The organism is Acrocarpospora corrugata, assembly GCF_009687845.1.
In the GTDB taxonomy this organism is placed as follows: domain Bacteria; phylum Actinomycetota; class Actinomycetes; order Streptosporangiales; family Streptosporangiaceae; genus Acrocarpospora; species Acrocarpospora corrugata.
This window is the reverse complement of sequence record NZ_BLAD01000128.1, coordinates 1-15,671: the sequence shown is the minus strand read 5'-3', so window position 1 is coordinate 15,671 and position 15,671 is coordinate 1. Positions and strand designations below refer to the sequence as shown.

The 15,671-nt window shown below is 67.8% G+C and carries 17 protein-coding genes; 12 read left to right on the top strand and 5 right to left on the bottom strand.

Going from position 1 to position 15,671, the window contains the following annotated elements:
• The first annotated feature begins 831 nt into the window (after positions 1-831).
• The 10 genes from Acor_RS40260 (at position 832) to Acor_RS40205 (ending at position 9,101) form a co-directional block, all read left to right on the top strand.
• Positions 832-1,854, top strand: coding sequence for a helix-turn-helix domain-containing protein (locus Acor_RS40260; RefSeq protein ID WP_170317347.1), 1,023 nt, complete (start codon positions 832-834; stop codon positions 1,852-1,854).
• A 222-nt stretch (positions 1,855-2,076) separates the two neighbouring features.
• Positions 2,077-3,954: a mucin-5B gene (locus tag Acor_RS40255; protein ID WP_155342025.1), complete on the top strand. Its 1,878-nt coding sequence runs from the start codon at positions 2,077-2,079 to the stop codon at positions 3,952-3,954.
• A gap of 577 nt (positions 3,955-4,531) precedes the next feature.
• Positions 4,532-4,756 carry a hypothetical protein gene (locus Acor_RS40250; protein ID WP_155342024.1) on the top strand — a complete coding sequence of 75 codons (225 nt, stop codon included), beginning with the start codon at positions 4,532-4,534 and terminating at the stop codon, positions 4,754-4,756.
• 39 nt (positions 4,757-4,795) lie between these two features.
• Positions 4,796-4,993 (top strand): hypothetical protein, encoded by a 198-nt coding sequence (locus tag Acor_RS40245; RefSeq protein WP_155342023.1) that lies wholly within the window; start codon positions 4,796-4,798, stop codon positions 4,991-4,993.
• 402 nt (positions 4,994-5,395) lie between these two features.
• Entirely contained in the window at positions 5,396-6,103 is a 708-nt protein-coding gene (locus tag Acor_RS40235) for a 2'-5' RNA ligase family protein (protein ID WP_155342021.1), read from the top strand.
• A 713-nt stretch (positions 6,104-6,816) separates the two neighbouring features.
• On the top strand, positions 6,817-7,170 hold the full coding sequence (locus Acor_RS40225) for a DUF6247 family protein (protein ID WP_155342020.1): 354 nt from the start codon (positions 6,817-6,819) through the stop codon (positions 7,168-7,170).
• Positions 7,163-7,426, top strand: a complete 264-nt coding sequence (locus Acor_RS40220) for a hypothetical protein (protein WP_155342019.1) — start codon at positions 7,163-7,165, stop codon at positions 7,424-7,426. The genes Acor_RS40225 and Acor_RS40220 overlap by 8 nt, the downstream gene beginning before the upstream one ends.
• 200 nt (positions 7,427-7,626) lie before the next feature.
• Complete coding sequence (locus Acor_RS40215) at positions 7,627-8,109, top strand: metallophosphoesterase family protein (protein ID WP_155342018.1); 483 nt, start codon at positions 7,627-7,629, stop codon at positions 8,107-8,109.
• A 154-nt stretch (positions 8,110-8,263) separates the two neighbouring features.
• A complete protein-coding gene (locus tag Acor_RS40210; protein ID WP_155342017.1) occupies positions 8,264-8,578 on the top strand; it encodes a hypothetical protein in 315 nt (104 codons plus the stop codon).
• Between the two features lie 172 nt (positions 8,579-8,750).
• Positions 8,751-9,101 (top strand): VOC family protein, encoded by a 351-nt coding sequence (locus tag Acor_RS40205; protein WP_246239820.1) that lies wholly within the window; start codon positions 8,751-8,753, stop codon positions 9,099-9,101.
• Positions 9,102-9,236: 135 nt separating this feature from the next.
• Here the strand turns inward: Acor_RS40205 and Acor_RS40200 are convergent, their stop codons facing one another.
• Complete coding sequence (locus Acor_RS40200; RefSeq protein ID WP_422664870.1) at positions 9,237-10,034, bottom strand: IS5 family transposase; 798 nt, start codon at positions 10,032-10,034, stop codon at positions 9,237-9,239.
• Positions 10,035-10,630: 596 nt separating this feature from the next.
• On the opposite strand from Acor_RS40200, the gene Acor_RS45235 reads away from it, so the two are divergent.
• Positions 10,631-10,948 carry a sigma-70 family RNA polymerase sigma factor family protein gene (locus tag Acor_RS45235; protein ID WP_246239821.1) on the top strand — a complete coding sequence of 106 codons (318 nt, stop codon included), beginning with the start codon at positions 10,631-10,633 and terminating at the stop codon, positions 10,946-10,948.
• Positions 10,949-11,212: 264 nt separating this feature from the next.
• On the opposite strand, the gene Acor_RS43855 is transcribed toward Acor_RS45235, so the two are convergent.
• On the bottom strand, positions 11,213-11,392 hold the full coding sequence (locus Acor_RS43855; RefSeq protein WP_218034802.1) for a hypothetical protein: 180 nt from the start codon (positions 11,390-11,392) through the stop codon (positions 11,213-11,215).
• Between the two features lie 90 nt (positions 11,393-11,482).
• On the opposite strand from Acor_RS43855, the gene Acor_RS43850 reads away from it, so the two are divergent.
• Positions 11,483-11,800 (top strand): dihydrofolate reductase family protein, encoded by a 318-nt coding sequence (locus Acor_RS43850; protein ID WP_218034801.1) that lies wholly within the window; start codon positions 11,483-11,485, stop codon positions 11,798-11,800.
• On the opposite strand, the gene Acor_RS40185 is transcribed toward Acor_RS43850, so the two are convergent.
• The 3 genes from Acor_RS40185 to Acor_RS45830 form a co-directional block, all read right to left on the bottom strand.
• Positions 11,790-12,053, bottom strand: a complete 264-nt coding sequence (locus Acor_RS40185) for a hypothetical protein (RefSeq protein ID WP_155342016.1) — start codon at positions 12,051-12,053, stop codon at positions 11,790-11,792. The two genes, Acor_RS43850 and Acor_RS40185, sit on opposite strands and share 11 nt — an antisense overlap.
• 366 nt (positions 12,054-12,419) lie before the next feature.
• A complete protein-coding gene (locus Acor_RS40180; RefSeq protein WP_155342015.1) occupies positions 12,420-13,763 on the bottom strand; it encodes a TrkH family potassium uptake protein in 1,344 nt (447 codons plus the stop codon).
• Between the two features lie 303 nt (positions 13,764-14,066).
• On the bottom strand, positions 14,067-15,671 hold a 1,605-nt coding region (locus Acor_RS45830; RefSeq protein WP_281353311.1), incomplete at its 5' end, for an ABC transporter permease.

Below are 15,671 nucleotides of genomic sequence, written 5' to 3'. Positions count from 1 at the left end.
GCCCATGTCAGGGGAACAGCGACTCCTCCGGATCCACGGTGGTCATCCGGTATTGCCCGTTATGCCTGCTGGGATTACCTCAATAAACCCTGGAACGCCATTACCAATCCTCCTCGCAATTAGGGATCGGGTGTGCGGCGTGGCTTAGGGCTGGCTGAAGGCGTTCGCTTGCTTGATGGACGGGCCCACCCTCCGCGCCAAGATGATCACTGCGTCATCCACTCCGGCGGTTCAGTTGAGGTCGCCTTGCGCCACGTCTCCGCGACCTCCGAAGAATTCTGCTGATAGGGGTTGCGGAGGAGAATTATTGCCACGCGGACGAGATCGGGGAAATCCCGCTCTACAGCGATCTGGAGGCCTTCCATAATCAAATGCAAGGCCCTCCTCAAATTGTTCTGATTCACTTAGCAACTGGCCATTGACAAAGCAGCTGGTGGCCAAGTCTACCGAGTGGACCTCAGGGTTGGCACGAGCAAGCGCGCGCCTGACGTCCTTCGAACGCCGCCTGCCGGTGACCGGGCTCGCGCTCGACGTGCGGCGGGGTCTGTCTCCCCTTGCGACGAGCAACGTAACCATTTGCCGCGGTGCCCATCACCGTGGCCGACCATCGACGGCCCACGCCGGTGTCGAGATGAACCGTCGATTCGACATTCTCGAATGCCCGGTGAGGAATCCGTCGATCAGCCAGGAAAGTCCACGAATCGAAACCCTTGACAAGATGTCTCGCATTTATCAAGGCTGTGATCAGGTACCAAATCGAAGAGGATTCGAGTTATTCGAATGGTGACGACAGCAATGCCGACGACGAGGAAGTCGTCGAGTGCGATTAAGGTGTTCGAGCTGCTGAAGACGGTGGCGTCCGCCGGCACAGCGGGTGCGAGCCCGTACGATCTGGCAGCCGCGTCCCATGTCGCGGTCAGCACGGCCCACCGCTACGCCGCATCCCTGCTTGAGCTCGGCGTCCTGGAGAAGGACGGCGGCGGCCGGTACCGGCTCGTCGACATCACGATGACCAAGAAGGACACGATTGACCATCCCGACCGGCCCAGCCGATTCGCGTACGGGGCCACGCAGATCGAAGCCGAGGTCCCTTACACGGTGTTCAAGGACAGCCCGTCCATAGCCATGTCCGTGGCGCTGCGCAACCCGACGGACACGGCGAAGAGCTACAAGTACTGGACCTGTACCACGCTTGCACCTGGCGAGGAGTTGACCTGGGGTTCGCCGACGATGGGCATCGTGACGAACGTCGACACCTTCCGGTACGACTCGGCATACCGCTGGATGGCCGACGTCGAGCAGCCGGCTCACCCGCAGACGCCGACCGGCCGGTATCTCGTGCTCGACAAGATCAAGAAGATGAGCGAGTGGCGTAGCGACGGCATCGCCCACGGTCAGGATCTGGCCACCACCCCGCAGAACAACTTCTGGGGCGTGGTAAATCACGAGAACCGTGAAGGCGTCGTCCGCGTCGGGGACAACACCATCACGCCCGGCATGAAGTTCTGGGAGTGGGGACAGAACGGCTCCTTCGACACGAACATATTCCGGCGCGGGTCGTCCGAACGGCCATACATCGAGCTCTGGGCGGGTACGTCCGATAGGTTCTTCTCCCCGGCGGTCCTCCAGTCGCACCAGACGGGCTCGTGGACGGAGTCCTTGGCGCCGGCGCTTGGGCTCGCCGAGGTCACCAACGCCACCGCCGACGGCGCCGCGCACGTCGGGTTCGCCCACGACGACGAAGGTGTGTCGGTCACGGCCAACGTGTTCACAACCCTCATCTGCCAGGACGTGACGGCCGCCCTGGTCGACGGCTCGACCGGAAGCACGCTGACGAGTGCGACTCACGGGTGACGTGTACGTCTCGCACGAACTCTCGGCACCCGTCGAGTCCGGTGCGACCGCGACGCTCGTGCTCACCGATGGTGGCGGGAAGGAGTGACTGCGCGCGAGCGTGACCGACGAGTGAACCGAACCATCGCACATCGGCACCCGTGACGGGGGCCGCGCCTCACGCGCGGCTCCGAGGCCCGGAGTGGCACGGACGGACGCCTTGCTCAACGAAAAGGAAGCGCAATGAGAGCAACAACTCGCAATCGCGGACGTCGCTCGGCCGTGGTGGCCCTGAGCGTGGTCACCCTGGGGGCATCTCTGCTCCTCGGCGCGATACCGGCCGCCGCGGACGAGCCCAGCGCCTTGATCATCTTAGGCGAGGTCAACCAAGGGACCGGTCTCCGCCAGATCGAACAGGGTGACGGCACGACCGCACCCGTGACGGTCGGCGGGCTGAGCGCACGCAGGACCGTGCAGACCTCGGCACCGGCGCAACACATGTATTTCCAGGTCGACGACGCGGTCGCCTTCGATGGCGCGTTCGTCGCGTGCCTGCAATTCGAGTACTTCGACGAGGGCGGGGCCACATTCCGCGTCCAGTACGACTCGACCAGCAGCGCCTATGGCTCGACGGGTTCGGTGAACCGCACCGGGTCGAACACGTGGAAGACGGCGGGCTTCGAGCTGATGGACGCCCGGTTCGCCAACCGCGAGAACGGCGGCGCCGACTTCCGCGTCGAGGCGGGCTCGGCCGGAGTGACCTTACACAGCGTGAAGTTGACGATCATCCAGAACGACGACGGCGTGACCCCGCCGTGCGCGGCCGCCGATCCCGAGCCGGAACCCGTCCCCACGCGCTGGAGGCTCAAGTATGACGAGCCGTTCGAGAAGCGGATCCGCACTGAGGCCAGCCCGTGGGTGCTCGACGACTACAGCGAGCCGGTCGACGACTTCAACGACGACAACGGCGACCTCTACCGCCTTCAGCTCGGTCCGAAGTTCGACGCGGCGATGGCGACCATGCGGACCTACCGGCAGGAGACCGAGTTCGGCCGGGACGGCTGGCTCACAGTGTCCCTCTCCGCGCGAGAGAGCGGCGGGCGGGTCGACGACAGCTATACCGACGCTGCCGAACGTCCGTCGATCAAGACGGAGAAGCTGGAGACCGCAGGCGCCGTCGCCAAGATCGCCGTACCTCACTACACAGGTGGCGCGATCATCCGCAACACCGAGCCGCTGCCGAAGTACTACCGCATCGAGTACGACCTCAAGACGCTCGACTTCGGCGGCCTGCGTAACGGCTCGCTGTTCTACGACGGCAAGTACAACGGGTACACCCTCGGGGAGTGCAAGACGTTCTACCCCTGGGTCAGCAACCCGAACGACATCGACCCGGCCGACCCCTGCGCCACCCGCTCGGTGCGGGAGGACAGCAACGAGGCGTACAACGCGTTCCACTTCATGTCGATCCTCGACTTCCCGGCGATGCCCCGGAACCTGGCGATGTACCACTGGCACCGCAAGGTCCTCATGGACCAGTTCAGCCCGGCCCCGTCCCGGAACACGAACGGCTACGACGTCTGCAACTCGCTGACCGGTGAGAAGTACCGCTGGGACCAGAGCAACCGCACCACGGTGAACATGCTCTACTTCACCGGTTCGCTCGGCCAGTCGCAGACGTTCGTGACGAGTTGCGACCGCCGGCCGGTTTCCGGCGTGCAGAAGTCGGCCGTGGAGCTGCAGCCAGAGCTGATGCCCCATAAGGACTACGCGTTCGCCATCGAGCGCACTGAGGCGGGTTACACGCTCGAGGTGAGCGGCGTCTTCAAGAACGTCGGCAAGCAGACCTACCGGTTCACCCGGGGCTTCATCGACGACGACGCCGGCGTGATCGGGGCGAACGTCCCGATCTTCCACTACAACGTGGACGCCGAGGAGTACAACGGCCAGTTCAACACGTCGCACCGCGCGCAGGGCGCATTCGGCTCCAAGACGTGGGACAACCAGTGGCCGGCCGGCTCGGCCTACCCCGACTACTTCGTCATCGGCGAGCCGTACACGAACGTCGGCGAGGGCCAGGCCCGCATCGACAACATCCGGCTGTACGTGCCGAAGGAGTAGGCACGGGAGAACTGACGCAGCCGCGCCCCTGGGACCTCAGACTGCACCCAGGGGCGCGGCCTGCCCTCCGGATTCACGCGATCCTTCATTTCGAGTCTTCGATTAGTTCGAATCATCGTCAACCAAAGTTACGTTGACAGTCTGACCAAAGAGCGGCCTCCTGTCCAGGAAGCCGTCACCCTCTACCAGGAGCTGGCGCGATCTGAGCCCGAGCGCGGCCGCCAGCGCTCGCTCCAAGGACTGAATGGCCCGGGTTCGGGTTCGGTGAGGATGCCGCAGCCGACCAGGTGTTTGAGCTTTGCCGCGCATGCTCTCGGTGTGCTTGCGTTCCAGTCCTGTGTTCAGCATCCAGCAGATGTCCTTGGCGCGCAGCCCGTCCCGGGCTTGCTCCAGGACCGCCAGGAAGAGAAGCCAGGATCATCACCTCGGGCAAGGCTTGGCATGTACCGGATTCAACTGGACGGACTGACGTCGAGATAGCGTTCTCCCCAGGCGCTGGCCAGATGGAGCGTTGCACAGAGGCCGGAGCCTAATTCCGTGATCTGATAGGTGATGCGTGTGGGAGGCCAGGGGCGACGTGCCGGTTGACCAGCCTTTCCTCTTCCAGTTGGCGCAGGCGTGGCATGAGTCCGCCGCGATGGGTGAGATCCAGCGGTTCGCGGTGAAGGGATCGGATGCGGCTGTGCGGCGTCGGCAGCGCGCCAGCCTGGTGATCGCAGCGATCGACGAGAGCGGGCAGGAGAAACAGGGCGAGGCCACGGCCGGGGTGAAACGCCAGTACATGGGGTGCGCGGACGCGTAGGCCGACGGCCTGGTCTTCGACTTCGTCTGCGGCGATGAGGTGTACGGCGGCTGCACCCAACTGCGCGAGTTCCTCCAAGACAACGGCCAGGCTTACATGCTGCGCGTCGCCTCCAGCTTCACGCTCACGCCGGCCGCAGGGACGAAGCTGACCTGCGCGCAGGCGGCAAAGCAGCTGGCCAAGGGCAGGAACCTCACCCAGAAGGCCGAACGACTGGCGCTCTCTACGCTGTGGTAAACAATGGGGCGGTGCCCGTAGTGCACCTGACTGGCCAGGGCCCGTAAAGGACGTGAGGCTGACCTCTGCGGTGGCGCTGTCCGTCGCCGACGACATCGATCCGGACCCGTCGAACAACACCCGCTCGACGTCCTTCCAGATCGACTGCGTGGTGCCGATCGCGAGTCAGCCGACGGAGGCGGCAATGTCGTCGGCGGTCACGCTTTCCTCCCCTTTGGTCTTGGTTTCGCAGATCAGAGGGTTCAGGTGCATACCATCCCGGGGTAGAAACGCGATCGTCGCCTCTTCGCCGGCGTGCTGGCTCGCTACCGCCATATCGGCGGTACGCGCCCACGCCTGCCCGGACGTGACACTCCACGATCCAACTCCTGTCGCTGTAGACAGATCACACGGGAGGCATCCGTGCACCGGTTCGTTCCGCAGTTCCAGGGTTCCCCCTGGCCTTCCGGTGCCCGGGTGCTCCATGTTTACGCGCTGCCCGATCCGCCGTTCGCCAATGAGCTGCTGAGGTTGGCGAATGCGTGCCGCAAGGCCATGACGGGCTACCCGATCGCGCCCCTGAGCGATGAGTTGCTGCACATCACCATCGAGATGGTCTGCGATGCGCTGGCCACCGAGATCAGCAAGGAGGGGCAGAGTGAGATCACGGCCGCCCTCACCAGGCACTGTGCTGACATCGATCCGGTGGTGGCGTTGTGCGGATCGCCGATCTCGGGGCAATCCGGGGTGCTGCTGGACATGTGGCCTGACGATGGTCTGGTCACCGTGCGGAAGGCCGTCAGCGCCGCCCTGCGTGAGGTTCGTGGGAAAGCGGCGGTTCGGCGCAGTGGCGGGCGCCCGCACCTTTCCCTCGGCTACGCAGGCGGCAGCGCGGACTCTGACCCTCTGCAGAGTGCTCTGCGGAAAATCACGCCCGGCCACGCCCCGATCGCGATCACCCGCCTACACCTGGTGAACGTGCTATTCACTGAGCGGCCGGCCGGTTGGGAGATCGCATGGGAATCGATCGCCGTCATCCCACTCGGCAGGATGGGAAGGACGGACAGCCCAGTGGAGAGCCACGCGAGCACTACGCCACCAGACATGGCCGAACTTTCCCGGCGAAGCTGAACGGGGAGCTGAGCATGCCCCTGCACGCGATTGAGTCCGCCGCAGTTACACAGGAACGACCGGGAGTGAGCTGAGGAGTCCAGCCACACGATCACGATCAAGGGAGCTGACTCGAGGATCCCGTGGGGCGTCCTCCAATTCGAGGTCGTCAGCCATCGACCGGGCTGCTCCTTCGACGACTACGGACGGCCGGCTGTTCGTCGAGGGTCTGGTGATGACCTACCTGGATGGCGGGCCGCCCGAGACGCGGGCCGACTGGCGTCGCGTGGCCGGCACGCTCCGCGAGCTGCATCGGTTGACGCGGGGCTGGCCGCAGCGCCCAGGTTGGCGATCGTCGACCGATCTCCTGCGCGCCGAGACCGGGACGAGGATCCCGAGTCCTGGCCATGACTCGGAGCAGGACCTCAGACTCGATGACACGCTCGACCTCGACCCCGGCCAGGTGAGGGAGAAAGGCGCCCAGACAACGATCTTCACACTCGTTGCATCCTGGCCAACCACGGCAGGGGTTACGGGGCAGCTTCGATCACGAAATGTGGGCCAGATCCCAAATAGAACCGTCCTAGCCACCAGCAGTTGATGCCGTGACCAGAGCCACGAGGCCGCCCTTCTCTTCTACTCGTATGGATCACGTCCTCACCTTCTCGGTCGGGTGTCTGGAGGGTGCCACTGGACGGCGGTACGGTGGGGGCGTACCAGATCGGAGGTCACCAGTGTCCACCCCGCATCACGATGGCGAGGCGCTCATCCCTCGTCCACCGCTGACGACGGCTGCGTTGCGGGCTGCGGTGGCCCAGATCACGCCGGCTTACCTGGGGCAGTTCGTCGAACATCTCGATCAGGCCACGGAGCAGGCTGCACGGCAGAGTACCGTCGCCCCGCTGCACGGGTTCCTGGCCCAGTGGGGCGAGTTCGTGGCGATCCACCGCTACCCCGCCAAAGCCGCTCGTCTGCGCGAACTGGAGCAGCAGGTAGCCGCCGCCACTGACCGGCAGACGGTGAGGGCGGTCATAGCCGAGATCCGGGAGATCACCGACGCCGCTCACCGTGACGCCACCGGTGAGTGAGACGTGGGCCTGGGAGTACGACCCGGACGAAGAGCACGTCGCCCTCGGGTTGCCCCCGCTGGTCATCGCGGAGGTCGAGCGGCTGGCCGACCAGCTGATGATCCTGGGACGAGACGCGGCCGCTGCGGGCAGAGGTCCGCTGCACGGGGGAGGGTTGCGAACGCTCGATATGTTCGGCGGTCGGGGCTTTCTGCACTTCATCGTCGCCGACCACTTGCATCTTGTGCTGATCGTTCGCATCACCTGGCTGGATTGAAGAGATGACCCCCATATCATCCGCGCCGGGTCTTGCAGCCTGCGGCGGCCACCACCAGCGGCGCCAAGTTGTACCCCCTGCTCCTAGGCCGGATGCAGCTTGGTGGATCATTCTCGGCGAGAACACCCCAGCGCCTGATCGGCAGGCTGGGTTCTGATGCCTCCGGGCGGTGATCAGGTCTGGCAGAACATGATGGAGAGATGAAGGTCGTCGTTCTGTCCGATACGCACGCGCCGCGCTTTTGGAAGGCGTGCCCTCCTGGGGTGGCCGAGCACCTGCGCGGCGCCGACGCGATCCTGCATGCCGGTGACGTCTGCGTCGGCTGGGTCCTGGAGGAGCTGGCCGCTTACGCGCCCGTTCACGCCGTCAAGGGCAACAACGACGGCCCGGACGTCCAGGCCCCGCAGACGCTGGAACTGACGCTCGGCGGCCTGCGGGTGGCCATGATCCACGACAGCGGCCAGGCCAAGGGGCGGCTGGCCAGGATGCGGGCCAGGTTCCCCGCAGCCGGGCTGGTGGTGTTCGGGCACTCCCACATCCCCATGGATCAGAGCGCCGACGGATTACGCATCTTCAACCCGGGTTCGCCCACCGACCGCAGGCGCCAGCCGTACGGCACGCTGGGGTTGCTGCGGATCGAGAATGGCACGCTCGCAGAGGTGAAGATCGTACCCGTCACCTGACCGGCGTCCCGTCCGTAGGCGCTGGATGTAACCGGCCTGTTCGAGATCGATCAGGATGCCCTGCGCGGCCCGTTCGGTGATCCCGAAGGCTACGGCGTTGACTGAGCCCCGCTCCGGCCGGCACCCCGCCAGCCGCACACAGAAAGGCGTCCTGATGGAGATTCCCCTGTTCAAGAACAGGCAGTGGAGCACATGCCCGCACCCGGTGCCCGAGGACGACGAATCCGACTACGAGGCATGGATGAAGAAGGGCGGCTACGGTCACGCCGCGCACTTCTTCGTCCACGACGACTCGCTCGTCCAGCTGACGGTCTGGGGCGACGGCCTACACGGAGGTCAGCTCAGCGGGCGAGCGCCGGCCGGGCACGTGAGAACCAGCGTGGGCCAGGCGCTGATGGACGACGCGCTGCCGCACCTGGGCTCGCACCTGGGCTCGCGCGCGGTGCTGTGGGCGCCGGAGGGCAACTAGGGCGTGTATCGAAAGCGCCGGCCACAGCCACCCGTTGCTCTGAGGCAGTGGTAAACCGCTACTTCAGCGGTGGATGTGGCGAGTACGGTGTGGCTGTGGCCGGTGATCGCGTGCAGCGGCGGCTCACGGAGACAGACGCGCGGACGCGAAGGAGCGAATGGTGCCAGGCGCTGTGCTGCGAGGGGTGACTCTGGACTGTGCCGACCCGCAGACGCTGGCGGGCTTCTACGGTGCACTGACCGGGATGCGCGAACTATTCAGTACGGACGAGTTCGTCGCTCTGACGGACGACTCCGGCTGTGATCTGGGGTTCCAGAGGGTTGACGGATACCGGGCTCCGCAGTGGCCGGGTCAGGACGTGCCACAACAGTTCCACCTGGATTTCCGCGCTGACGACCTCGATGCGATGGAAGAGCTGGCCCTGGAACTCGGCGCGGCCAAACCGGACCATCAGCCCGGCGACGGACGCTGGCGGGTACTCCTGGATCCGGCTGGCCACCCCTTCTGCCTGACGTCTTCCTGACATCACCGGCGTTGACAGGTATCCCCCGTCAGACGCCGTAGCGCTCAGGCTTGGGCGAGCGGTTCATCAGCTGCTGGCCGCCTCGGAGAGGGCATGGCGTCAGATGTGCTGGTCACAGCCACTCGTTGATGGCCACTACCAGGGCGGTTGCCTCGTAGCGGACCGCGAGCTTGTCGTACCTCGTGGCCACGGCACGGTGCCTTTTGAGGCGATTGATGCCGCACTCTGCCGCGTGCCGAGCCTTATAGTCCTCCGGGTCGAACTTCGGCGGACGGCCGCCGCGGGAGCCGCGTTTCCTTCGGTTGCGGGCCTGGTCGGCCTTCTCCGGGATGGTGCGCGCAGGTAGGCGCGGTTCTTCCGGGAGGCGTACGCCTTATCAGCGCGCACCCGCCTCGGCCGGGTGCGCGGTCTGCCGGACCCCAGCCGGGGCACCCTGATGCGGCCCAGGACAACCTCGAACTGCGGGGAGTCCCCGCGCTGCCCGGCGGTGATCACGATGGACATGGGCTTTGCCCCTGCTCGACGGCGAGGTGCAGCTTGGTGGTCAGGCCGCCGCGCGAGCGCCCGAGGCCGTGGTCGTCGGGCTCGACTGCGACACCGCCGGGCGGCTCCTTCTGCAGGTCCCCTTTTCCTCGCTCCGGCGGCGTGCTGGTGGGCCCGGCAGACGGTGGAGTCGACGTTGAGGTCCCAGGTGATCAGGTCCTTGGCATCGGCCCGGGCCTGGAGTTCGGTGAAGATGCGCTGCCAGGTGCCGTTGCGCTGCCAGCGGCGGAACAGGTCGTACGCCCGGCCCCAGGGCCCGTACTCGGCGGGCATGTCCCGCCACGGGATGCCGGTACGAACCCGGAACCGTATGCCGTCGATCAGCTGCCGCCGGGTCCATATCGGTGGCCGGCCGGGCTTCTTGCCCTTCGGCAACAGCAGCTCCAGCACGGCCCATTGCTCGTCCGTCAGATCTCCACGCGCCACCAATCAAGATCATCTCACGCCCAAGATCCACTTTCGAAACAGGCCCTAGCGGGCTCGTCGAGCCTACGAGAAGGCCGGCTGGTCGGCGGACGGCGTCACCCGGGACGCCTTGATGGGCGGCGAGCTGACCCACCAGCTGCGGTGCGCCCGGTGACCGACTTCGCCGAATGTGCCGAGCGGCACCGGGGCGAGCTGCGGGTGCACTGCTACCGGATGCTCGGGTCGTTCGACGAGGCGGAGGACCTGGTCCAGGAGGTGTTCCTGCGGGGCGTGGCGCGGCCGGGACGGCTTCGAGGGCCGTTTCTCACTGCGCGCCTGGTTGTACCGGATCGCCACCAACGCCTGCCTGGACTTCCTCGACGGCCGCCGCCGGACGCTCCCGACCAGGCCGATTCGCCGGCCGGCCCGTGGTTGCAGCCGCTCCCCTGCCACCTGTGGGAACCGATGGCGCCGAGCGCCGACGACCCGGAGGCCGCGGTGGTCGCGAAGGAGATCCTGGAGCTGGCGTTCCAGGCCGCCATCCAGCACCTGCCGCCGAGGCAGCGCGCCGCGACGATCCTGTGCGACGTGCTGGGCTGGCCGGTCCGCCAGACGGCCGAGGCCTCGACGGCAGTGTCGCCTCGGTCAACAGCGCACTGCAGCGGGCCAGAGCCACCCTGCGCACCCGCATGCCGCGCGGCCGGTCGGACTGGGCCCCGTCAGCCCCGCCCACAGACGAGGACCGCCGGATCCTGCGCCGCTACATGTCCGCGGTGGAGCGCGGCGACCTGACCGAGGTCGCCGAGCTGCTGGCGCGGGACGTGCGGGCGACGATGCCGCCGTACCCGGAGTGGTTCGCCGACCGCGACGGCGTGCTGGCAGCGCTGTCGGCGAGCTAGGACGCCGGCTCACCCGACTACATCGGAACGCTGCGCATGCTGCCGGCGAGCGCCAACGGCCAGTTGGCCCGCGGCGACGTACCGGTGTCCGCCGGGCGGGCACGCGTACGAGCCGTTCGGCATCGGCGTGCTGCGGGTCCGTCCCGCCGGATAGCCGAGATCGTCGCGTTCCACGAGCCGGCCCTGTTCCGTCGTTCAACCTCCCGCCCACCCTGGACCGATGAGGTTCCGCGGTGGATGCCGTCTCAATACCGCACGAGGCAATCAGCCGGCAGAGGAGACAGCAGTGAACGACATCGAACCGCAGACCGCGAACGGCAAGGTGCTCTGGCACTTCACCATGTCCCTGGACGGGTTCGTGGCCGGGCCGAACCACGAGATGGACTGGATGATGACCGGCATCTCGCCCCAGCCGGGCCTGATCGAGGAGTACGTCGGGACCACCGGCGCGATCCTGGGCGGCCGGCGCGGCTGGGACCACTTCCCGGATCCCCACATCGTCTACGGCGGCGCCTGGACCGGACCCATCTTTGTGTGCTCACCAACCATCCGGAGGACGCCAAGCCCGCCGACGGCGTCACATTCCTGGACTGTGACGTGGCCGAGGCGGTACGGATCGCGCTGGCCGCGGCCGGCGGCAGGAACGTCGAGGCGCATTCGCCGACGATCGGTGGCCAGCTCCTCGAACGCGGGCTGCTCGACGAGATCAACCTGCACATCGCGCCCGTGCTGCTCGGCGAGGGCATCCGGCTGCTGGACCTCCCCGGTGGCCGGCCGCACTACCTCCACCGGGTCGGCGCCGGCGACCCCACGGCCGAGCTGAGTGTGCGCTACCGGCCGATCAGGCCGTGACCGCGAGCGTCACCACGGCGCTGATCATCAATGTGATCACTCTGTGGGACAGTTCCAGCGCGACCTGCAGAGCGAGCTGACCGGCGAGGGGATCGCCGAGGGCGAGGGCCGCTTCCGTGGTCGGCCGCCCACGCTCGACGGTGCCGGGCGCGAGCAGGTGCGGGCGGAGTATTGCGGCCCTGGCGTGTGCCCACGGGTGAGCGGGCTGCCGTGCGGACAGCGCTAGATGAATGAGTCCAAGGGGTCTGGTCACGCTTAGTGGTCGTAGGCGGTCAGTGATCGTTTGATCGGCTGGCCAGTCTACAACGCCGTCACCCAGCCCGCCGGCGCTCCCGAGGTGGTCGCGGCCGGCAGCATGAGCCCCAGGGATCCATTCCCGCCCACCACTACTGCTCCCCCGACCTTCGGCCAGCGCGGCGAGTTCATGCGGATCGGCGGTCACCGTGAATCCACAAGGACCCGAAGGATCCTGCGCCAAGCGGCTCTGGAAATAGTCGACGATCAGCCGCGTAACCGTGGCGGAGGTGCGGGTGTGCTGATTCCACGGGAATATGCCCGGCCGCCGCCGGGCATGCGGCAAGGCGCCGGTGTCGTGCGCCGATGCCCGCCTGACAGTGGGTCAGCCGACGATCACTTGTTCTTCGGGGAGGTCGTAGCGGCGGGCGCGAGTTTTGAGGGCGAGCGCGGAGCCGAGGGTGAGCGGGCCGACGCGGCCGGCGAACATGAGCGCGACCAGGAGCAGTTGACCGGCCGCCGGGAGGTCGGCGGTGATGCCGGTGGACAGTCCCACGGTGGCGAAGGCGGAGACGGTTTCGAACAGTGCCTGGTCGAGGGGGTGCGGGGACAGCAGCAGCAGCGTGTAGGTGGCGGCGGCGACCAGGCCGCCGCTGAGCATCGTGATCACAACGGCTTGGCGCTGGGTGTCGGCGGGCAGGCGGCGGTATCCGATGTTGACGTGGGTTTCGCCGCGGAACTGGGTCCAGACGATGAAGGCCAGCATGGCGAAGGTGGTGACCTTGATGCCGCCGGCGGTTCCGGCGCTGCCGCCGCCGATGAACATCAGCACGTCGGTGGCCAGCCAGCTGGAGTGGGTCATCTGGGAGATGTCCAGGCTGTTGAACCCGGCGGTGCGGGGCATCACGGCGGTGAATAAGGCGGCGAGCAGTTTGCCGCCGTCGTCGAGCGGGCCGAGAGTCTTCGGGTTGTCCCATTCGGCCGCCAGGAAGGCCACAGTTCCTGCGGCCAGCAGGATGCCGGTCGCAGCCACGGTGATGCGGGTCAGCATCGTCCAGTGCCGGCACCGCCGCCCGCGCAGGAGCTCGAATATCACCGGGAAGCCCAGGCCGCCGACGATCGAGGCGGCGGCGATGGTCAGGCAGATCCACGGGTCGCCGGCGAACCGCATCAGGTTGTCGGGCCACAGCGCGAAACCGGCGTTGTTGAAGGCCGACACGGCGTGGAAGACGCCCAGGTAGAGCGCCCGGCCGGGCGGCTGCCCGTACCCGAGAATGAACCGCGAGGTCAGCACGGCGGCGGCGAGGGCTTCGCAGGTCAGGCTGAACAGCACGATGTTGCGGACGATGTGGGGCAGGCTGGTCATGGTCAGGGTTTTGGTCTCGGCCTGGGCCGCCAGCTTCGTCCGCAGACCGAGCCGCCTGGAGACCGTCAGGGTGAGCAGGGTGGCCAAGGTCATGATCCCCAATCCACCGGCCTGGATCAGGAGGGTGATCAGCACCTCTCCGGACACCGACCAGTGGGCGTCGGTGTCCACCGTGACCAGGCCGGTCACGCACACCGCGGACGTCGCGGTGAACAGCGCGGTCACCCAACCCGCCGACGCTCCCGACGTGGTCGCGACGGGCAGCGTCAATCCGGCGGTACCGGCGGCCACCATGAGAGCGAACCCGATCACCACAGCCCGGGCCGGATGCCGAAACAACAGGTCCGCCGCACTCGTGGCCATTACCGCGACTACACCGCCGCGCCTCACATCGGCTCCGCACCGGCCAGGGCGGGGAAGGCGCCAGGGAAAGGCGTGCACCGGCGCACGGATCCCGGCCGGTGCGCACCTAAGCCGCTTGCCGCCATCACCAGTTCCGTCCCCGATGCGAATCAGATCGCCTGCCCGGCCCGGCGTGACAGCGGGCCCGACGCGAGACGCTATAGGGGAAAAGGCGGAGATTAGCGTTTCTTGACGCGTTCTTGACGCCTGTCCCCGGCCGGGAGCCTGGGCTCGCGTAATCCGCGCAAGTCCGGGCTGGCGGGCTCAGTCGGCTTTCAGGTCCCGGCGGGCGAATCCGGCCAGGCCCGCCGCGATCAGGACGGCGGCGGCCAGGCAGAGCCACACGAACGGGGCCGGGGGGGCGGTCGCGCCCGGCAGGGCGGGCACATGGGCGTACGGGGAGAGCGAGCGGATCCTCTCATCGATCTGCAGCAGCTGACCGAGCAGGCCGAGCAGGCCGAAAGCGAGCAGGAACGCCCACACGGCGGCGGTGAGGCGCGGCAGCAGCCCGAACAGCAGGACGGCGAGCCCGGCCAGCACCCACACAGCCGGAACCTGAGCGAGCGCCGCGCCTAGAATCCGCACCGCCTGCCCGGCGGGATCGCCGACGCGCAGCCCGTGGGCGAACCCCGCCGACAGCCCGGCCACCGCGAGGATCAGGGCCGACCCGGCCAGCGCGCAGACCAGGTGACCGGCCGGCCAGCGCCAGCGCGGCACCGCGGCGGCCAGCACCGGTTCGGCCCGCCCGGCCATCTCCTCCGCGCGTGGCCGCAACGCCGCCTGTACGGCGTAGCCTCCGGTCACCAGAGCGAACAGTCCCAGCTGGGTGGCGAAGTAGGTGTCGATGAGCGCGCCCGCGCCGCCGAGGCGTGCCAGCATGTCGGCGATCTGCCGGTTGCCTCCGACGAGGTCTCCCACGCTTTCGGCGAGCGACCCGAACACGGCGCCGACCACGGCGAAGGCGAGGGTCCACCCGGCCAGCGCGCCCCGTTGCAGACGCCAGGCGAGCGCGAGCGGCGAGCGCAGAGACGGGGCGGCGGAGGCGGGACCCCGGCGGGCGGGCAGCAGGCCCGCGCCCAGATCGCGTCGCCGCGCGAGCAGATCGGCCGCCACCACCAGGGCGACCGCCGTGGCGGCGAGCAGGGCGGGCAGCCACCAGCGTTCGCCGGCGAAGGCGCGGGTGCGCTGCGCCCAGCCCAGCGGCGACAGCCAGGAGAGGGTCTCGGCTCCGGCGTCTCCGGCAGCCCGCAGCAGAAAGCACAGGCCGAGCACGGCGACGGCGAGCCCGTTGGCGGTGCGGGCACCGGTGGTCAGCTGCGCGGTGACGGCCGCGATCCCGGTGAACACCCAGCCCACCCCCGCCACCGATGCGGCGAAGGCAATCGACCCGGCCACCGGCAGTCCTTGCCCGGTCAAACCGGCGATCAGCAGGAGGGCGGCCAGCAGGTTGGCCAGGGCGGCGACGGTGATGGCGGCGGCGGGCAGGGCGTACCGGCCGACGGGGGCGGCGCCGATGAGTTCGGCGCGTCCGCTCTCCTCCTCGGCCCGGGTGTGGCGGACGACCAGCAGGATGCTCATCAGGGCGGCCAGCACGGTGGTGATGTTGGTGGCCCGCCAGGCGGTCAGCCCGCCGACCGAGGCGGCGTCGAAGACCGGCCCGGTCAATGCTTGCAGGGCGGGGTTGGCCATGATGGTGGCGCCCAGCGCCAGCCGCTGCCCGGCCTCGGGGTACAGCTCGGCGATGGCGGAAGCGGTCGCGACCGGGATGGCGGCGATTACCAGGATCCAGATCGGCAGCATCAAGCGGTCGCGGCGTAACGCGAGCCGGACCAGTACGCCGGTTCCGGTCAGGGCGGTCATGACGCGTTG